Source organism: Saccharothrix sp. ST-888, assembly GCF_000955975.1.
Taxonomy (GTDB): domain Bacteria; phylum Actinomycetota; class Actinomycetes; order Streptomycetales; family Streptomycetaceae; genus Kitasatospora.
Map to the genome: position 1 here is coordinate 1 of NZ_JYJF01000071.1, position 18108 is coordinate 18108.

General features: G+C 71.6%; 17 protein-coding genes and 1 tRNA gene. 11 read left to right on the forward strand and 7 right to left on the reverse strand.

The window, feature by feature from the left end:
• The 5 genes from UK12_RS41510 to UK12_RS21475 all read left to right on the forward strand — a co-directional run.
• A partial coding sequence (locus UK12_RS41510) for a vWA domain-containing protein (protein WP_045304702.1) occupies positions 1–948 on the forward strand: 948 nt, incomplete at its 5' end.
• Positions 949–994: 46 nt separating this feature from the next.
• On the forward strand, positions 995–2332 hold the full coding sequence (locus UK12_RS44500; RefSeq protein ID WP_045304703.1) for an FHA domain-containing protein: 1338 nt from the start codon (positions 995–997) through the stop codon (positions 2330–2332).
• A 122-nt stretch (positions 2333–2454) separates the two neighbouring features.
• Positions 2455–3372, forward strand: coding sequence for an ABC transporter ATP-binding protein (locus UK12_RS21465; RefSeq protein WP_045304704.1), 918 nt, complete (start codon positions 2455–2457; stop codon positions 3370–3372).
• Positions 3369–4502 carry an ABC transporter permease gene (locus UK12_RS21470; RefSeq protein ID WP_082119818.1) on the forward strand — a complete coding sequence of 378 codons (1134 nt, stop codon included), beginning with the start codon at positions 3369–3371 and terminating at the stop codon, positions 4500–4502. The genes UK12_RS21465 and UK12_RS21470 overlap by 4 nt, the downstream gene beginning before the upstream one ends.
• 94 nt (positions 4503–4596) lie before the next feature.
• Positions 4597–5001 carry a globin gene (locus tag UK12_RS21475; RefSeq protein ID WP_045304705.1) on the forward strand — a complete coding sequence of 135 codons (405 nt, stop codon included), beginning with the start codon at positions 4597–4599 and terminating at the stop codon, positions 4999–5001.
• A gap of 66 nt (positions 5002–5067) precedes the next feature.
• On the opposite strand, the gene UK12_RS21480 is transcribed toward UK12_RS21475, so the two are convergent.
• The 5 genes from UK12_RS21480 to UK12_RS41515 all read right to left on the reverse strand — a co-directional run bounded on the left by UK12_RS21480 (position 5068) and on the right by UK12_RS41515 (position 10712).
• The gene (locus UK12_RS21480; RefSeq protein ID WP_045304706.1) at positions 5068–5811 is read right to left on the reverse strand and encodes a hypothetical protein; all 744 of its coding nucleotides are present in this window, start codon (positions 5809–5811) and stop codon (positions 5068–5070) included.
• A 64-nt stretch (positions 5812–5875) separates the two neighbouring features.
• Complete coding sequence (locus tag UK12_RS21485; protein WP_045304707.1) at positions 5876–6358, reverse strand: acyl-CoA thioesterase; 483 nt, start codon at positions 6356–6358, stop codon at positions 5876–5878.
• A gap of 100 nt (positions 6359–6458) precedes the next feature.
• Positions 6459–8123, reverse strand: a complete 1665-nt coding sequence (ettA, locus tag UK12_RS21490; RefSeq protein WP_045304708.1) for an energy-dependent translational throttle protein EttA — start codon at positions 8121–8123, stop codon at positions 6459–6461.
• A gap of 280 nt (positions 8124–8403) precedes the next feature.
• Positions 8404–9765 (reverse strand): Cys-Gln thioester bond-forming surface protein, encoded by a 1362-nt coding sequence (locus UK12_RS21495; RefSeq protein ID WP_197085059.1) that lies wholly within the window; start codon positions 9763–9765, stop codon positions 8404–8406.
• A gap of 341 nt (positions 9766–10106) precedes the next feature.
• Entirely contained in the window at positions 10107–10712 is a 606-nt protein-coding gene (locus tag UK12_RS41515; protein WP_063838297.1) for a single-stranded DNA-binding protein, read from the reverse strand.
• Between the two features lie 593 nt (positions 10713–11305).
• Here UK12_RS41515 and UK12_RS21505 point away from each other — a divergent pair.
• Positions 11306–11381 (forward strand) — tRNA-Arg (locus UK12_RS21505).
• A gap of 95 nt (positions 11382–11476) precedes the next feature.
• Here the strand turns inward: UK12_RS21505 and UK12_RS21510 are convergent.
• Entirely contained in the window at positions 11477–12109 is a 633-nt protein-coding gene (locus tag UK12_RS21510) for a TetR/AcrR family transcriptional regulator (protein ID WP_063838298.1), read from the reverse strand.
• A 102-nt stretch (positions 12110–12211) separates the two neighbouring features.
• Between UK12_RS21510 and UK12_RS21515 the strand changes: the two genes are divergently transcribed.
• The 3 genes from UK12_RS21515 (at position 12212) to UK12_RS21525 (ending at position 14234) form a co-directional block, all read left to right on the forward strand.
• Complete coding sequence (locus tag UK12_RS21515; RefSeq protein WP_045304711.1) at positions 12212–12781, forward strand: GNAT family N-acetyltransferase; 570 nt, start codon at positions 12212–12214, stop codon at positions 12779–12781.
• A gap of 134 nt (positions 12782–12915) precedes the next feature.
• Positions 12916–13335, forward strand: a complete 420-nt coding sequence (locus UK12_RS21520; protein ID WP_045304712.1) for a RidA family protein — start codon at positions 12916–12918, stop codon at positions 13333–13335.
• Between the two features lie 29 nt (positions 13336–13364).
• Positions 13365–14234 carry an enoyl-CoA hydratase/isomerase family protein gene (locus UK12_RS21525; protein WP_231591316.1) on the forward strand — a complete coding sequence of 290 codons (870 nt, stop codon included), beginning with the start codon at positions 13365–13367 and terminating at the stop codon, positions 14232–14234.
• Between the two features lie 109 nt (positions 14235–14343).
• Here the strand turns inward: UK12_RS21525 and UK12_RS21530 are convergent, their stop codons facing one another.
• Positions 14344–15591 (reverse strand): acyl-CoA dehydrogenase family protein, encoded by a 1248-nt coding sequence (locus UK12_RS21530; RefSeq protein WP_045304713.1) that lies wholly within the window; start codon positions 15589–15591, stop codon positions 14344–14346.
• A 231-nt stretch (positions 15592–15822) separates the two neighbouring features.
• On the opposite strand from UK12_RS21530, the gene UK12_RS21535 reads away from it, so the two are divergent.
• Together UK12_RS21535 and UK12_RS21540 are read left to right on the forward strand one after the other, a co-directional pair.
• Positions 15823–16497, forward strand: coding sequence for a TetR family transcriptional regulator (locus tag UK12_RS21535; protein WP_082119820.1), 675 nt, complete (start codon positions 15823–15825; stop codon positions 16495–16497).
• A gap of 99 nt (positions 16498–16596) precedes the next feature.
• The gene (locus tag UK12_RS21540) at positions 16597–18084 is read left to right on the forward strand and encodes a cellulase family glycosylhydrolase (protein WP_045304714.1); all 1488 of its coding nucleotides are present in this window, start codon (positions 16597–16599) and stop codon (positions 18082–18084) included.
• Positions 18085–18108: the final 24 nt, after the last annotated feature.

The following is an 18108-nucleotide window of genomic DNA, read 5'->3' on the forward strand; positions in this document are numbered from 1 at the left end:
CTGCGCAAGCTCAACCCGGCCGGCGGCACCGCGATCGGGACCTGGCTGACCCTGGCCGACCAGCTCTTCGAGACCCGGTCCGACATCCCCATCCGGCACGGCATCCTGCTCACCGACGGCCGCAACGAGCACGAGAAGCCGGGCGAGCTGCAGCGCGTCCTGGACCAGGTCACCGGCCGGTTCACGGTGGACTGCCGGGGCGTCGGCACCGACTGGGAGGTCGACGAGCTGCGCCGGATCTCCTCCGCCCTGCTCGGCACGGTGGACATCGTCGCGGAACCCTCCGGCCTGGCCGAGGACTTCCGCAGAATGATGGAGAAGACCATGGGCAAGCAGGTCGCCGACGTGGCGCTGCGGCTCTGGACCCCGGCCAACGCGGTGGTGAAGTACGTCAAGCAGGTCGCCCCGACGGTCGAGGACCTGACCGGGCGCCGGGCCGAGGCCGGACCGCGCGCCGGGGACTACCCGACCGGCTCCTGGGGTGACGAGAGCCGCGACTACCACGTCTGCATCGAGGTCCCGGCCGCCGCCGTCGGCAACGAGATGCTCGCCGCCCGGATCAGCCTGCTCCTCCCCCGCCCCGACGGCAGCTCCGACATCCTCTCCCAGGGCCTGGTCCGGGCGGTCTGGACGGACGACCTGGTCTCCTCCACCCGGATCAGCCCGCAGGTCGCGCACTACACCGGCCAGGCGGAGCTCTCCGCCGCCATCCAGGAGGGCATGGCCGCCCACCGCGCGGGCGACCTGGACCGTGCCACCGCCAAGCTGGGCACCGCCGTCCGACTCGCTCACGAGACCGGCAACGAGGGCACGTTCAAGCTGCTGCAGAAGGTGGTGGACGTAGTAGACGCCAAGGAGGGTACGGTTCGGTTCCGTAAGAACGTGAGCGAGGCCGACTCGATGACTCTCGAGACCCGGTCGACCAAGACGGTACGGGTGAAGAAGTGACCGGTTCAGCTGAGCGTGGCGGACCTGCCGGAATGTGGGGGAACTGATGCCGATCTGCCCTAGGGGCCACGAGTCGCACGCCGAGGACTGGTGCGACTTCTGCGGCTTCCCGATGACCCCGCCGCCCGGCGTCGCGGTCCCGGGCTCGGCGCCGTTCGGCGGTCCGGGGGCACCGGGTGGTCCCGGTGCCCCCGGTGGTCCCGGTGCGCCCGGTGCGCCCGGCTCGTTCGCACCGCACGGGGCGCCACCGATGGGGCGCCCGATGGCACCGCCGTCCTTCTCCGCCCCCCAGGAGCCGACGGCCGGCCTGGTCACCTGCCCGATCTGCCGGACCCCGCAGACCGGGCGGTACTGCGAGGAATGCGGGTACGACTACGACCTGTCCGCCCCCTCGGGCCGTCAGCACCGCGCCGCACCGCCGGTCGGCGGGCCGCACGGCGGCGGGTACGGCTTCCCGCCGCCCGCGCCCGCGCCGTACCAGCCGCCGATGCCGCCGCCCGCACCGGCGCCGAGCCCCTACCAGCCGCCGACGCCACCGCCCGCACCCGCACCGGAGCCCTCGCCGTTCCCGCCGCCCGCACCGGGCCGGATGCCGTTCGAGAGCGCCGGCGCGCCCGCGCCGAACGCCCCCGGGTACGACGGCTCCGCCCCGTTCGCCCCCGCCGACCCGTACGCCCGGCGCGATCCGTACGCCCAGCCCCAGGCGGCGCCGTACGAGAACGCCGACCCGTACGCGCGGGACCCGTACGCCAAGGCCGACCCGTTCGCCAAGGCCGCGCCGTACGAGACCGGCGCTCCGTACGAGGGCGGCCAGCCGTACGAGAAGGCGGCGGCGTTCGCCGACCCGGAGGGGTTCGAGCGGACCGGCCCGGTGTACGCGCAGCCCGGACCGACCGCTCCCGGCGACGAGTTCGGGACGTCGTTCAGGCTCGCGCCGCCCGCGAACACGCCCGCCGCGCCGCCGCAGCCCGCCCGCACCACGTGGATAGCGGTGGTCAGCGCCGACCGTGACTACTTCACCGACATGATGGCGCGCAGCGGACCGGAGGCCGCCGGACTGTTCTTCCCGCCGTACTGCCCCGAGCGGCGCATCCCGCTGACCGGCCGGGGCCAGCTGCGGATCGGGCGCCGCAGCCAGCACCGGGGCACCGTCCCGGAGATCGACCTGTCGGTCGCACCGGAGGATCCGGGGGCCTCGCACCAGCACGCGCTGCTGGCCGAGCAGACCGACGGCAGCTGGGTGCTGGTGGACCAGGACTCGACCAACGGCACCACGGTCAACGGCGGTTCCGAACCGGTGCCGCCGCACACCGCGATCCCGCTGACCGACGGTGACCGCATCCACGTCGGCGCCTGGACCACGATCACCCTGCACCGCGCCTGACGACCCCTCGGGTGGGGCCCGTCGGCCGACGGGCCCCACCTCGGCCACCGACTGGTCACAATTTCCCCAAGTGGCTGCACTGACCTGCACGATCACCCCGTCCACCCCCTAGGGTTCAGGGCATGACTGCAGCTATATCCGCGGACGGGATCCGGAAGCGGTACGGGGATGTCCAGGCTGTCGACGGAGTGTCACTCACCGTCGAGACTGGCGAGTTCTACGGAATTCTGGGGCCCAACGGGGCCGGTAAGACCACCACTCTGGAAATCCTGGAGGGTATCCGGGAGCCCGACGAGGGCCGCATCGAGCTGCTGGGGCTGGCGCCCTGGCCGCGCAACAGCAAACTGCTGCCGCGGATCGGCGTGCAGTTCCAGGCCTCGGCCTTCTTCAACAAGCTGACGGCCCGTGAGACCATCCGCACCTTCGCATCGTTCTACGGGGTGGGCCCGAAGCGGGCCGACGCGATGCTGGAGCGGGTGGGACTGACCGACTCGGCCACCGTCCACACCGACAAGATGTCCGGCGGTCAGGCCCAACGCCTCTCCATAGCCTGTGCGTTGGCGCACGACCCGGAACTGGTCTTCCTGGACGAGCCGACCACCGGCCTCGACCCGCAGGCCCGCCGCAACCTCTGGGACCTGCTCCGCGACATCAACTCCGAAGGCCGCACGGTCGTCCTGACGACCCACTACCTGGACGAGGCCGAGGTGCTCTGCGACCGGGTCTCGGTGATGGACCACGGCAAGGTGCTGAAGACCGGCGCTCCGGCCGCCCTGGTGCGCGAGATCGACGACACCGTCCGGGTGAGCGTCGAGTCCGGCCAGCTCAGCGCCGCACGGGCGCGCGAGCTGTTCGGCGCGGCCGGCGCCGAGATCGCCAACCTGGAGGACAACTCGGTCTCGCTCTCCGTCTCCACCCGCGCGCCCGCCCCGGTGCTGTCGGTGCTCGCGGAGCAGAACGCCCTGCGCGGCCTGGAAGTTCGCGGAGCCACCCTGGAGGACGTCTTCCTCCAGCTGACCGGACGGGAGTACCGGGCATGAGCACGACCTCGGCCACGGCACAGCAGACGCCCACCGGACAGCCGCCGGCGGAGCGGGAGCGGGTCAGCGCCTTCGCCGGCCTCTCCCGGGTGATGCTGCTCGGCTTCCTGCGGGACCGCGGCACGCTGTTCTTCACGCTGGTCCTGCCGCTGCTGTTCCTGCTGCTCTTCGGCAGCCTCTACAAGAGCTCCGGCACCTCCCACGTGAAGATCGCCGAGGTCGGCTCGGTGCAGCTGCTCGACCAGGCACCGGGCGACGCACGGGCGCAGCTGGACAAGGTCCTCAGCATCACCAAGTACGAGGACCAGAACGCCGCCCTGGAGAAGGTGCGCAAGGGCGACCTGGACGGGCTGGTGACCTCGGGCCCGAACGGCCAGGTCGTCCTCCGTTTCAGCGCCTCCGACCAGGTCAAGTCCGGCAGCGTGCAGGCCATCCTGAACTCGGTCGTCGAGTCGGCCAACCAGGCGGCCTCCGGCAAGGCCCCGGCCTTCACCCTGGCGGCCAGCCAGGTCGAGGACAACTCGCTGAAGCCGATCCAGTACCTCACCCCCGGCCTGCTGGGCTACGCCATCGCCATGGGCGCCGTCTACGGGGCCTCGTTCACCCTGGTGACCTGGCGCAAGAAGCGGGTGCTGCGGCGCCTGCGGCTGACCCCGGTCTCACCGCTGGCGATCGTCGGTGCCCGGGTCGGAGTCAGCGTGCTGGTCGCACTCGCCCAGACCGCGCTCTTCCTGGTGGTCGCCACCATGCCGTACTTCGGCCTCAAGCTGTCCGGCAACTGGTGGCTGATCGTTCCGCTGGTCATCTGCGCCACCATCGCGTTCATGTCGATCGGCCTGGTCACCGGCTCGATCGCGAAGAGCGAGGAGGCGGCGAACGGGATCAACCAGATCATCGTGCTGCCGATGTCCTTCCTGGGTGGCGCGTTCATCCCACTGGACGTCGCACCCGGCTGGCTGCAGACCGTCTCGCACGCCCTGCCGCTGCGCTACCTGATCGACCCCGCGAAGTCGGTGCTGAGCAAGGGCGGCGGCGTGATGGACGCGCTCCCGTCCATGGGGATCCTGCTGGCCTTCGCCGCCGTGATGACGCTGATCGCCTCGCGCTTCTTCAACTGGGACGACGCGTAACCACGCACCCGGACCGGACTCCGGTCCGCCCCGCAGGGGTCGTACGCCGAAAGACCGGTGTACGGCCCCTGCGGCCGTCTGCGACCATGGTCGGGTGAACGACATCCCACGTGGCACGCTCAGCGAGGAGACCTTTTTCGACGCCGTCGGCGGCGAGCCGACCTTCCGGCGGCTGGTGCACCGGTTCTACCAGGGCGTCGCCGAGGACGAACTGCTGCGGCCGATGTACCCGGAGGAGGACCTGGGCCCGGCCGAGGAGCGGCTGGCCCTCTTCCTGATGCAGTACTGGGGCGGCCCCCGCACCTACAGCAACGAGCGTGGCCACCCCCGGCTGCGGATGCGGCACGTGCCGTTCAAGGTGGACCGCGCCGCCCACGACGCCTGGCTGAAGCACATGCGCACGGCCGTGGACGAGCTGGAGCTCCCCGCCGACGCCGAACGCCAGCTGTGGGACTACCTGACCTACGCCGCCGCCTCGATGATCAACACCGCGGGCTGACGGCCCTTCACCGCGAGGCGCCCGGCAGGACCGGCAGGGTCGGGAGGACCGGGACTGCGCAGCCGGTCAGCGCAGCGGGCTCAGACCCAGTCCGGCCCCCGGCGCCGCGGCGCTGCGCACGGCCACCGACCCGGCCGGAGCGCTCAGCCTGAGCCAGGCCCCGGCCCCGTGCACGGTGAGCGGGACGGCGGGCCGCAGGAAGCCCATCACGTACGCGGCGTGCACCGCCCGCAGCGGGAGCTCGGGCGCGGCGGTCAACGGACGGGACCAGATCTCGTCGGCGAGCCCGTCCAGCACACTGCGGGTCCGGTGGTGTTCGGGGACCGCTCCGCTGCGCTCCTTGAACTCCCGGACGGCGGCCATCAGTTCGGGGAAGACCTCGAACGCGGGCGGCTCGGCCAGCAGCCGCCACCCGGTCCGGGGCGGCAGCAGACCGGCCCACGCGGGCCCGGTCACGGCGGCGGGGACGAGCACGGTGTTGGCCTGCTCGTCGACGGACTCCAGCAACTGGCCCGCCGAGACCGTGAGATCGGCCGGCCCGCCCAGCTCGGCCAGCCGCGCCGTGCGGATCGCCAGCGCGCCCGAACTCCCCAGCGGCAGCCGCCCGAAGACGGCCAGTACACCACTGCCCGAAGCCGCCGCACCCGACTCCGGCTCCGCAACCGCCTCCGCGCCCCCGGAACCCGCCGAACGCACAGCCTGCAGGCGCACGGCGGCGGCCCGGTCGAAGCGCAGCAGCCGGACCAGGAAGGCGGCCAGGTCGGCGGCCTCCCCCGCATCGGCGAGCATCAGGCGGACTGGCGTACTCAACGGATCAGCTCACTCGGTACGGGGACGGTCGGTGGTCGGAGCGGCGGACGGCGGCCGACGCCGCCTAGACGGCTGCCGCGACGCTGCCGGCGACAACGGCCTTCGCCGCACCCTCGACCTCGTCGGCGCCGTCCATGAAACCGGTGAGGAACTGCCGCTCCACCGGGCTGATCCGGCGCGGCCGCCCCTCCACCAGGTCGTAGGGGACGACGACGGTGGACGCCCGGACGTAGATCGTCTCGGTGCCGTCCTCGTGGGTGTCCTTGATCTCGTACGAGACCGTCAGCGAGGCCCCGCCGATCTTGGTCACCCAGGTCTCGATGGTCACCGGCGCGGGCCGGTGGACCAGCGGACGCTTGTAGTCGATCTCGTGACGCGCCACCACCGAGCCACCCGCGAACTCCCCGGCCCCGGCCGCGGCGGCCTGGGTGAACATGAAGTCGATCCGGGCCTCCTCCAGGTAGCGCAGGAAGACCACGTTGTTGACGTGCCCGAAGGCGTCCATGTCGGACCACCGCAGGGGGCAGGCATAGATGTGGCGTGCCACGAGCGTTCTCCTCAAATCCGAATACCCGCCGGTAGCTTACGGGCGGCGGCCCGGCAGACCACCCTGGGGCAGTCTGCCGGGCCGTTGTTGCGCCAGGGTGTCAGCCTCGGGTCAGCTTCTTGTAGGTGGCCCGGTGCGGACGGGTGGCGTCGGCGCCGAGCCGCTCGATCTTGTTCTTCTCGTACGAGTCGAAGTTGCCCTCGAACCAGAACCACTTGCTGTCGCCCTCGTAGGCGAGGATGTGGGTGGCCACTCGGTCCAGGAACCAGCGGTCGTGGGAGATGACCACGGCGCAGCCCGGGAACTCCAGCAGGGCGTTCTCCAGCGAGGAGAGGGTCTCGACGTCGAGGTCGTTGGTCGGCTCGTCGAGGAGCAGCAGGTTGCCGCCCTGCTTGAGGGTGAGCGCCAGGTTCAGACGGTTGCGCTCACCACCGGAGAGGATGCCGGCTGGCTTCTGCTGGTCCGGGCCCTTGAAGCCGAACGCGGAGACGTAGGCGCGAGACGGCATCTCGACCTGGCCGACGTTGATCCAGTCGAGCTCGTCGGAGACGACGGCCCACAGGGTCTTCTTCGGGTCGATGTTGGCGCGGCCCTGGTCGACGTAGCTGACCTTGACGGTCTCGCCGATCTTGACCGTGCCACCGTCCGGCTGCTCCTCGCCGAGCAGCATCTTGAAGAGCGTGGTCTTGCCGGCGCCGTTCGGGCCGATGACGCCGACGATGCCGTTGCGCGGCAGGGTGAAGCTGAGGTCGTCGATCAGGACCTTCTCGCCGAAGGCCTTGGAGAGGTTGTTGACCTCGACGACGATGTTGCCAAGGCGCGGGCCCGGCGGGATCTGGATCTCCTCGAAGTCCAGCTTCCGCATCTTGTCGGCCTCGGCCGCCATCTCCTCGTAACGGGCGAGACGGGCCTTGGACTTGACCTGGCGGCCCTTGGCGTTGGAGCGGACCCACTCCAGCTCTTCCTTGAGGCGCTTGGCGCGCTTCTGGTCCTTCTGGCCCTCGACCTTGAGACGGGTCTGCTTGGTCTCCAGGTACTTGGAGTAGTTGCCCTCGTACCCGTGTGCCCGGCCACGGTCGAGCTCCAGGATCCACCCGGCGACGTTGTCCAGGAAGTACCGGTCGTGGGTGACGGCGACGACGGTGCCGGCGTACTTGGCCAGGTGCTGCTCCAGCCAGTTCACCGACTCGGCGTCCAGGTGGTTGGTGGGCTCGTCGAGCAGCAGCAGGTCGGGGGCCTCCAGCAGCAGCTTGCAGAGCGCGACGCGGCGCTTCTCACCACCGGAGAGCTTGGTGACGGCCCAGTCGCCGGGCGGGCAGCCCAGGGCGTCCATGGCCTGCTCCAGCTGGGCGTCGAGGTCCCAGGCGTTGGCGTGGTCCAGGTCCTCCTGGAGCTTGCCCATCTCGTCGAGCAGCTCGTCGGAGTAGTCGGTCGCCATCAGCTCGGCGATCTCATTGAACCGGTCGAGCTTGCCCTTGACCTCCTTGACGCCGTCCTGGACGTTCTCCAGGACGGTCTTGGAGTCGTCGAGCGGAGGCTCCTGGAGGAGCATGCCGACCGTGTAGCCGGGCGAGAGGTACGCCTCGCCGTTGGAGGGCTGCTCAAGACCGGCCATCATCTTCAGCACGGTGGACTTACCGGCGCCGTTGGGGCCGACGACACCGATCTTCGCCCCGGGGAGGAAGTTGAGCGTCACGTCGTCAAGGATCACCTTGTCGCCGTGTGCCTTGCGCAGCTTGCGCATGGTGTAGATGAATTCCGCCACGTGAGATCGCTCCGGCGTCGTCGTGAGTATTCGGCTTGCAGCCTTCCATTCTGCCGCACTGCGGCCGAGGTCCCGAACGGCCGAGGTCGCACGGGCCCCGCACGGCCGCCGGAGGCTGCGGAGGACTCCCCCTGAGACGCCCCGGTCCCGCCCTCCGCTCACTGCGGAGGACGGGACCGGGGGCCCTCGGTGCTTCGGTGCCACACCTTCACTGCGTCGGTGTCTGCGCGCCTCGGCTCACCCGCCTCGGCTCAGCGGCCGGGGCAGGTGTTCGGCCGGGTCAGGCCGAGGTGCGTCCGTGACGGCCACGGCGACGCAGGGCGAAGACCGCTCCGCCGCCGGCGACCAGCAGCGCACCGGCGATACCGGCCAGCCACGGGGTCTCGCCACCGCCGCCGGTGAAGGCCAGGCCGCCACCGGTCGAGCCGCCGGTCGAACTGCCCGTGCCACCGCCGGTGGACGAGCTCGGGGTGGAGCTGGGGGTGGCGCTCGGGGTGGAGCTGGGCGTGGTGGTGCCGGTGTCGGTCTTGCAGTTCAGGACACCCTGGATGTCCTGCTTGAAGCCGTTCGGACCGGTGACGGTGAAGTGGTACGGCTTGTCCTCTTCGACCTTGACCGGAACGCTGGTGGTGCCGCCCGGCTTCACCGTGTAGGTCTTGTTGTTGAGCGTGAAGGTGTAGTCCTGGTCACCGTTGTTGGTGGCCGTGACGACCACCGCACCCTGGACGCAGTCCACCTTGTTGGTGACGGCCGGGATCGGGCCGGCCGGGGCCCAGTTGACCGAGACGCCGGCGGTGACCGGGACAGCCTCGGAGCCCGCCAGGATCAGAGTCTGGCTGTGCACGTTGTCGGCGTTGACGCCGGTGAAGGCGCGGCCGATGGAGACCTGGGCCGAGGTGCTGGCCTTGATCGTCGCCGTGCCGTGGGTGCCGCCGCCCGGAGCCTTGGCGTAGATCTCGTCGCCGGACTTGGCGCTCGTGATCGCCTTGCCGTTCTTGTCGGTGACGGTGAGGCCGGCCTTGGTGCCGTCCGCGTCCACGGCGAGGTCCACCGAGGCACCGTTGGAGGTGACGGTGATCGGGCCCAGCAGCGCACCGCTCTTACCGGAGACGGAGGTCGGCGCGAGGCTGAGGGTGGGCTTGGGCTCCTCCAGCTTCACCGCCTTGTCGGTCAGGTAGTCGGTCAGCTGCTTCGCCTGGCCGTCCTGCGGAACGGCGTTCGCGCCGTCGGAGAAGTGCCAGATCGCCGCCTGGGTACCGGCCGCGGCGGCGTCCTCCGACAGACCCTGGATGCCCGTGTTCTTCGCCAGCTGAGCGGCGCTGACCTGGGGGTAGGAGTTCTGGAGGATCCAGCGGATCTTCCCCGCCTGCTCGGGCTTGCCCGCCAGGGAGCTCGACTCCCAGCCGGTCTCCTGGTAGGTCGCCCCGCGCTGGGTCGGGTTGTGCAGGTCGATGCAGTAGGTGTCGAGGGTCTGGTGGTCACCGGTCTTCAGCTGGATGATCCCGCCTTCGACCATCCTGTTGTCGACCTTGATGGCCTCCCCGTGCTTGAGCCCGTCCATCAGGACGGCCTTGGTGCCCGAGGTGTTCGCGTCTGCCGCGACAGCCGCACCTGCCGTGGTCAGGCCTGCGCTCAGTGCCACGCTCGACGCGAGCATGACAGCGCCTATGCGGGAGACAGTCCGCCCCTGCTTGTGGAACATGAAAGATCCCTCCGGGCTGGGTCGTGCCGATGGCAGCCCGCCTTGCAAAGCGACGCGCCCTGTGGCGCCGCTGCACTTGTGTGAACCAGACGCATCCTATTGACCCGCTGAGCCCCGCAAACCTCCATGCCAAACCAGGACAGTTCCGTATCTGTATTGTTATCAAGGAGCTTATAGTTGACCGAACTTGACGGAGAAGCAGTTTCCGATCGTCAATCAACACTCTCTACCCGAACCACACCTCTCCCATCAGGAGAGTCCCGGCCCGATGGTGGGCCGGATCAGACCGCACCAGCCGTCACAGCAGCATCACCAGCCCCCACCTCGCCGGACACCTCGACCACCGCGCCCGCACCGGCCACCGCAGCCGCACCGGCCGCACCGGCCCGCTCCGCGACAGCCGGCCCCGCCGCCGCGTCGGCCGCGCCGGGGTGACCGGAGCCACCGGCCTCGACCGCCGCGACGATCCAGTCCGGCACGGGGAGCCCCTCGCGGACCGGCTGCCCAGCGACCTGCTCCGGTCTGGCCTGCACCGCCCAGCGGAACGCCGATGTCCCGCGCCCGAGATCGTGGCCCACCACCCTGGCGTCGATCTCCACGGCGGAGCGCCGCCTGTCCTCCTCGCCCCACTCCCGGATCCGCAGCCGGCCGCTCACCACGACCGGATCCCCCTTGCTCACCGAGCTCACCACGTTGGCCGCCAGCCGGCGCCACGCCACCACGGTGATCCAGCTGGTCTCGCCGTCCACCCAGTCCCCGGTGGCCCGGTCGAATCGGCGCTCGGTGGCCGCCATCCGAAAGTTGGCGACCGGGACGCCGGCCGAGGTTTCCGCATAGCTCACGGTCGACGCGACATTGCCGACCATCGTCACCAGGGTCTCGTTCATGTAACACCCTCCGTCCGTCAGGAATTACCGAGCGGAATCGCCATCCCGACGAGAGGGTGCCCGGAACGGGAAATTCCCGCCAGCCCCCGGGGAAATCCTGTGGATAACCGGGCCTTGTGGATAACCCAGGTAACTCTCCGGAGTGAATCGAAGACGGAAAAGAACCGCAGACCGACATCCAGGCAACGAGGCCATGACAAGTTTGGACCGGTCACGGGCAGGCGCCCGAGCCCCGAACGGGTGGCCAGTACACCCGTCCGACCTTGTCATCCGACCGAACGAACCCATATCTGCCCCCCTCCGGACAGGACAGACCCGGATTCTCCGCACCAAATCCATAACGGGTGGGGCTCCAGCCCCGTAACGACTGCACAACGTCCGGCGCCAGAACGCGCCAGAGCGCTGCAGACACAGCCTCCACCTGCGATTATCGGACCGCTCCACCGGGGCCGACACACCCGAAGCGGTGCCCTAAGACTCGGCGGAGTATCCGGACACCCTTATCCTGTCCCGGAACAGCCGGTCGCCACCGTGCGCCCGCCGGCAGACTCCAAACCGGCCGAAGCCCCACCGGGCCGACTCCACCCCGTAACGCCCCCATAGCTCAGCGGATAGAGCACCCGCCTTCTAAGCGGTAGGTCGCAGGTTCGAATCCTGCTGGGGGCACCACGCGCCGCCCGCCGATCCGGCCCGGTCGGCCCACCGCGACCGGCCGCCCGGACCAGCCGCCCAGACCAGCCGCGCGGCCGGTGCCGAGCCCCGGTTCAGGCCGAGCGCAGCGCCTCCAGGTAGGCGTCCAGCAGAACCGTCTGGCGCTCGGGCGAGAACTCCTGCGGAGCGAGCAGCGCCTGCACCACCAGCCCCAGCACGTAGCTCTGCGCCGACGCCGCCAGTTCGGCCGCCGTGCGGTCTCCGGGCAGCGCGCCCGACCGCTGGGCGGCGGCGACCAGCCCGGCGATCCGCTCGCGCGAGCGTCGATAGCGCTCGGCGTGCTCGGCGGCCAGCTCCGGGTCGGCCAGCGCCACGTCCCAGGAGCCGACCCAGATCCGGTTCCCGGCCCTGCTCTCCGGCGTCAGCGGCAGGACGTCGAGCAGGACGGCCCGCAGCATCTCCAGCGCCGAACCCCCCGTCTCCGCCCCCGTCCCCGCAGCTGCCGCCACGGCGGCCGCCGCCGGGCGCGGCCGCTCCTCGGAACGGCGCTCCAGGACGTCCAGGGCGTACGCCACCAGGGCCCGCTTGTTCGGGAAGTAGTGGGTGAGCAGTCCGGTGCTGGCCTGCATCTCGGCGGCCACCGCACGCAGCGTCAGCCCGCCGAAACCCCGCTCGGCCAGGACCCGCCACACGGCCTCGGAGACCTCGATACGTCGGGCGTCATGGTCTCCACGGGCAGGCGTCATGGGCGTTATGGTACCTACCAAACGTTTGTTATGTACCCTCTCTGTCTGGGTACCGCTCAGTCCGGTACAGCCCTGCTCCCGAAGCACACCCCGGAGGCCCACGTGTACGCGATACCGCTCGCCGACGACGCCGAGCTGCGCCCGCTCGAACCCTGGCAGGCCGCCGAGTTCCTGGCCCACATCGACCGGGCCCGCCCGAACACCGATCCGTGGATCCCGTGGGCGTCCCGGTCGACCGACCTCGCCTCGGCCCGTGCCACGCTGCAGGGGTACGCGGACAAGCAGGCCGCCGACGCGGGCCGGATCTTCGGCATCTGGCAGGCGGGCACCCTGGTCGGCGGTGTGATGTTCGTGCACTTCGACACCGGCTCGGGCAACTGCGAGATCGGCGTCTGGGCGGAGGCGGCCGGCGAAGGGCGCGGCCTGATCAGCGCAGCCGTCCGGCACCTGATCGACTACGCGCTCCTCGAGCGCGGGATGCACCGCGTCGAGTGGTGGAGCAGCAGCCGCAACACCCGCAGCCGGGCGGTCGCCCAGCGGATGGGCATGCACCTGGACGGCGTGCTGCGCGAGTACTTCCCGCACAACGGGATCCGGCACGACAAGGAGATCTGGTCGATCCTGGCCCACGAGTGGTCCAAGGAGCAGGGTCCGGGCGCCCCGGCGGCCTGACCCTGCGGCCACTCCCGGCAGCCGGCGCGGCCGCCGCCGGGGCAGGGCGCCGGGGCACGCCGAAAACCGGATGACGGACCCGGGCTCCCCCGGTCATGATGCAGTGGCCGATTCCCGAGCCGAGGGGTGCGTCGATGGCCCAGCACCGCACCGTTCCGGCGCTCTTCCCGCCTCCTGGCTACGCGCACACCGCCGTGGCGGAGGCGGGCGAACGGCTGGTGTTCCTGGCCGGCTCGGTACCGCTGGACGCCGACGGCGGGCTGGTCGGTCCCGGCGACTTCGCGGCACAGACACGGCAGGTGCTGGCCAACCTGGAGACGGCCCTGGCGGCCGTGGGCAGCAGCCTGCCGCAGGTGGTCGCCAGCACGGTCCACGTGGTGGCCGACGAACCGGCCCGGCTCTCCGAGGTCTGGGACGTGGTCAACTCCTCGGGGCTCGCCAAGGGTCCGCACACCTCGACGCTGCTCGGTGTGGCCTGCCTCGGCTACACCGGGCAGTTGGTGGAGATCACAGCCACCGCCGTGGCCGCCGGGGCGCCCGCTGTGGAAGGGTGAGCGCCGACCCGATGACCCCGGAGGCCGCCTTGTCCCAGCACGACCCGAGCACCGTCGCTCCGTCGGCCGCCACCACCACCTCGACCGGCTCCGGCGGCAGCTCGCCCGCCACGCGCTCCCCCGTCGACACCGGCGTGGACGGCCTGCGCGCGTACGTCGAGGAGGGCGGCGTGGCGGTTCTGGTGCTGGACCGCCCGGAGCGGCAGAACGCCGTGACGCTGGCGATGTGGCAGGGGCTGCCCAAGGTCCTGGAGCGGCTCGCGGCACTGCCGACCGTACGGGCACTGCTGCTGACCGGCGCGGGCGGCACCTTCAGTGCGGGCGCCGACATCGCCGAGCTGGCCGAGGTGTACGCCACTGCGGAGCGGGCCGACGCCTACCACGCGGTGAACGTCGCGGCGGAGGAGGCGCTGGCCGCCTTCCCGCACCCGACGATCGCCGTGGTGCACGGCTACTGCGTCGGCGGGGGCTGCCAGTTGGCGGTCGCCTGCGACCTGCGGTTCGCCGCCGAGGGGGCCCGGCTCGGCATCACCCCGGCCAAGCTCGGCGTGGTCTATCCGGCCGTGCCGACGCACCGCCTGGCCACTCTGGTCGGACCGGCCCGCGCCAAGTACCTGCTGTTCTCCGGGGAGTTGGTCACCGCCGCACGGGCCGAGCGCTTCGGCCTGCTGGACGAGGTGCTGCCGGACGGCGAACTCGACTCCCGGGCCATGGAGTTCGCCCGCCTGCTGGCCCGTCGGTCGCCGCAGACCATCGGCGCGGCGAAAGCCGTGCTGGCCACCGCCACCCTGGCCGACGCCCGGGTCGCGGCAGCTCCGTGGGAACGCAAGTCCCGCCAGGCGCCGGACGTACGCGAGGGGCTGGCCGCCTTCCTGGAACGGCGTGAGCCCAGGTTCTGAGCCCGCCGAGCCCTGCCCGGAGTCACCACGGGCAGGACTCGACCCGGTTCCGCTCCGTCGGTCCCGTCCGCCGGCCGGCCGACGGGACCGGTCCCGGCCAGGGCGCCCCTCAGCGGATCGGCAGACCGGAGATGCTGCGGGCGATCACCAGGCGCTGGATCTCGCTGGTGCCCTCGAAGATGGAGTAGATCGCGCTGTCCCGGTGCATCCGCTCGACCGGGTACTCCCGGGTGTAGCCGTTGCCGCCGAGGATCTGCATCGCCTGCGCCGTCACCCACTTCGCGGTCTCGCCCGCGTACAGCTTGGACATCGAACCCTCGGCCGAGGTGAACGGCTGGTTGGTGGCGGCCATCCAGGAGGCCCGCCAGACCAGCAGCCGGGCCGCGTCGATCCGGGTCTTCATGTCGGCGAGGGTGAAGGCCACACCCTGGTTGTCGATGATCGGGCGGCCGAACTGCACCCGGGTCTTCGCGTAGTCGAGCGCCACCTCGTACGCGGCGCGGGCGATGCCGATGGCCTGCGCGCCGACCGCCGGGCGGGACGCCTCGAAGGTCGCCATCGCCGCGTTCGCGCCCTTGGCCCGGCCGCCCTGGCCGCCGGCGCCGCCCTGCGCCGCCTGCTCCCGGGCCCGCGCCAGCCGCGCGTCGAGCTTCTCCTTTCCGCCCAGCAGGCAGTGGCCCGGCACCCGGACGCCGTCCAGGACGACCTCGGCCGTGTGCGAGGCCCGGATGCCGTGCTTCTTGAACTTCTGCCCCTGGGAGAGACCCGGCGTACCGGGCGGGACCACGAAGGAGGCCTGCCCGCGAGCACCGAGCGCGGGGTCCACGGTCGCCACCACCACGTGGACGGCGGCGATACCGCCGTTGGTCGCCCAGGTCTTGGTGCCGTCGAGCACCCACTCGTCCTTGGCCTGGTCGTACACGGCCCGGGTGCGCAGCGCGGAGACGTCCGAGCCGGCATCGGGTTCGGAGGAGCAGAAGGCGGCCAGCTTGACGTCGTCCGGGGTGCCGAACATCTGCGGTGCCCAGGTGCCGATCTGCTCGGCGGTGCCGTTGGCCAGGACGGCGACGGCGGCGAGCGTCGTCCCGACGATGGCGAGCCCGAGTCCGGCGTCGCCCCAGAACAACTCCTCCATCGCGATGGGGATTCCGACGCCCGAGGGGTCGAAGTACTGCTGGGCGTAGAAGTCCGGGGAGTAGATGCCGATCCTGGCCGCCTCCTGGATGATCGGCCACGGGGTCTCCTCCCGCTCGTCCCACTCGGCGGCGGCCGGTCGCATCACATCGGCGGCGAAGCCGTGCAGCCAGTCGCGGACGGCGAGTTGGTCCTCGCCCGGGTCGAGGGAGAAGGTGCTCATGTTTCCTGCCTCCGGTCGGAAGTACCTGGCGGGCGCCGCCCGGCCGACGCCCGGCGGACGGGGCGATCCACGCCACTGCGGGTGTTACCCCCGGTAACACTGCCGGAGTCTGCTACTCATTGGTAACGCGTGTCAACGCCCTCGCCGCGCACCCAGCCGCCGAACCCACCCCACCCGACCGCCCGAAGCACCGAGCCCACCCGCCGACGCACCGCACCCAGGAGCCAGTACGTGCCGACCGACGCCACCTCGCCGACCGGGGAGCCCCGCCGCGAGCAGTTGCTCAACGCCGCCGACCGGGTCGTCCAGCGCGACGGCCCGGGCGCCAGCATGAACGCCATCGCCGCCGAGGCGGGCATCACCAAGCCCATCCTGTACCGGCACTTCGGCGACCGGAACGGGCTGATCGGCGCGCTGACCGAGCGGCACACCTCCGGACTGCTGGCCGCCGTCAGGGCGGCACTCAACGAGCCGTTGGAGCGCCGCGACCGGGTCGAGCACGTCCTGGACACCTACCTCGCCGCGATCGAGGCCCGGCCGCAGGTGTACCGGCTGCTGACCCACCCCGAGCCCGGCGACCCGACCGGGGCCGGGAACGCGCTGGCGCCCGCACTCCGGCAGATCGCCGACGAGATCAGCAAGGCCGTGGAGATCCAGGTCGACCTCGGCGCGGACGGCCCGCTGCTCTCCGAGACCTGGGGCCGGGCGATCACCGGCATGGTGCTGGCGGCCGGTGACTGGTGGCTCGAACAACGCCCCTGCCCCCGCTCGCGGATGGTGCAGGCCCTGGCCGACCTGCTCTGGGGCCGGCTGGCCGCCGCCGCGACGCTGCCCCTGGCGGTCGTTCAGTCCACAGTCGCCGCCCGGCCTCCGGCGGAGTCTCCCGGCGCCGGTCCGACCGGCTGAGCCGCCACCGGGGAACATGAGCACTCCTCACCTCTTGTGCGGCCCCGGGCCGTGGGGCATCATCGGCGCTCACCACTCCTCCTCCGCCCGAGGTGCCCTGTGCGTGTCCGCCGAACCGCCGCAGCACTCACCCTCGCCACCGCCGCCGTCCTCGGTACGACCGCCGCCGTGCCCGACCCGGCCGCCCCGGCCGGCGCTTCGGCGGCCGGCGCCCGGTCCCGCTTCCCCACCGGCACCACCACGGCCGCCGACGGCCGCACCGTACTGACCGACCCGGGCGGCCGGACGCTCCAGCTACGCGGTTTCAACGTGGACAAGTACGACGAGACCACCGAGGGCGACCTCAGGTCCATTGCCGCGCACGGCTTCACGCTGATCCGGGTGGCCGTCTCCTGGACCCGGCTGGAACCCGCCCGGGGCTCCTACGACCGGGCCGAGCTGACCAAGCTGCACCACCTGCTCGACTGGGCCGAGAAGTACGGGCTGCTGGCCGTCATCGACTTCCACCAGGACGTGTACGGGCCGAAGTTCGGCGGCGGGGACCGCGGCATCCCGCTCTGGGCCACCCGCGACGACGGGCTGCCGTTCACGCCCGACCCCGACGACTGGTTCGCCGGGTACTTCCAGCCCGCCGTACAGGCCGCCTTCCGGCACCTCTACGACGACCCCGACCTGCGGCGGTGGCAGACCGACTTCTACACCCGGATCGCCCGCGAACTCGGCGGCCACCGGGCCCTGTTGGGCTACGACCTGTTCAACGAGCCGTTCGGCCCGGTCGACGGCGACCCGAGCGACCCGGCCGTCCTGGCGGCGTCCGCCGCCGAGCTGGAGCAGGGGCGGCTCGCCGGGATGTACCAGCGGCTGATCTCGGCGATCCGCCGGGTCGACGCCCGCTCGTGGCTGTTCGTGGAGCCGACGGTCCTGGTCGGCCAGGGCGTGCCGACCCGGCTCCCGGCCTTCTCGGACCCGCGCGGCGGCGCTCCCCGCCTCGGTTACGCCCCGCACTTCTACGACACCGCCGTGGAGGCGGGCCGGGACTGGGACCCGTCCGACGGCTTCATCGAGAACTACACCGCCGCCATCACCGCCTATCCCCGGGCCAACCGACTTCCCGTCCTGGTCGGCGAATGGGGGCCGCCCGACGCCCGCACCCTCGGCAACACGGAGCTGGTGCGGCGCCAGGTCGCCGCGATGACGGGCTTCGCCGACGCCTGGACGATGTGGTACTGGTGCCGGGGCGACGGCGGCTACTGCGCCCTGGGCCCGGACGGCCGGCCCGCCCCGGGCAACGGGCCCGCCTTCGGCCCGTACGCGGCCGCGCTCGCCGGACGCCCCGTCAGCGAGTCCTACCAGGACGGGGTCTACCGCCTCGCCTTCACCACGGGCCGCCCGGGCGCCCCCGGCGCAGGCTGGACCGACGTGGTGCTCCCGGCCGGGAGCTACCCCGGCCGGGCCCGGGTGAGCGTCAGCGGCGCCCGCGCCTCGGCGGTGGTGGTCGAGCAGCCGGGCACCGAACGGTCCGGGCTGGCCAGGGTCCTGCTGCCACACACCGCGCCGGACACCCGGATCACCCTCGTCATCAGCTGAAACCGCCGGCCGGACCGGCGCCGC

Bases quoted from the DNA above. Each gene is read 5' to 3' on its own strand.
- UK12_RS44500 (WP_045304703.1), top strand. From the start codon at position 995: ATGCCGATCTGCCCTAGGGGCCACGAGTCGCACGCCGAGGACTGGTGC.
- UK12_RS21465 (WP_045304704.1), top strand. From the start codon at position 2,455: ATGACTGCAGCTATATCCGCGGACGGGATCCGGAAGCGGTACGGGGAT.
- UK12_RS21470 (WP_082119818.1), top strand. From the start codon at position 3,369: ATGAGCACGACCTCGGCCACGGCACAGCAGACGCCCACCGGACAGCCG.
- UK12_RS41515 (WP_063838297.1), bottom strand. From the start codon at position 10,712: ATGAACGAGACCCTGGTGACGATGGTCGGCAATGTCGCGTCGACCGTG.
- UK12_RS21510 (WP_063838298.1), bottom strand. From the start codon at position 12,109: ATGACGCCTGCCCGTGGAGACCATGACGCCCGACGTATCGAGGTCTCC.
- UK12_RS21520 (WP_045304712.1), top strand. From the start codon at position 12,916: ATGGCCCAGCACCGCACCGTTCCGGCGCTCTTCCCGCCTCCTGGCTAC.
- UK12_RS21530 (WP_045304713.1), bottom strand. From the start codon at position 15,591: ATGAGCACCTTCTCCCTCGACCCGGGCGAGGACCAACTCGCCGTCCGC.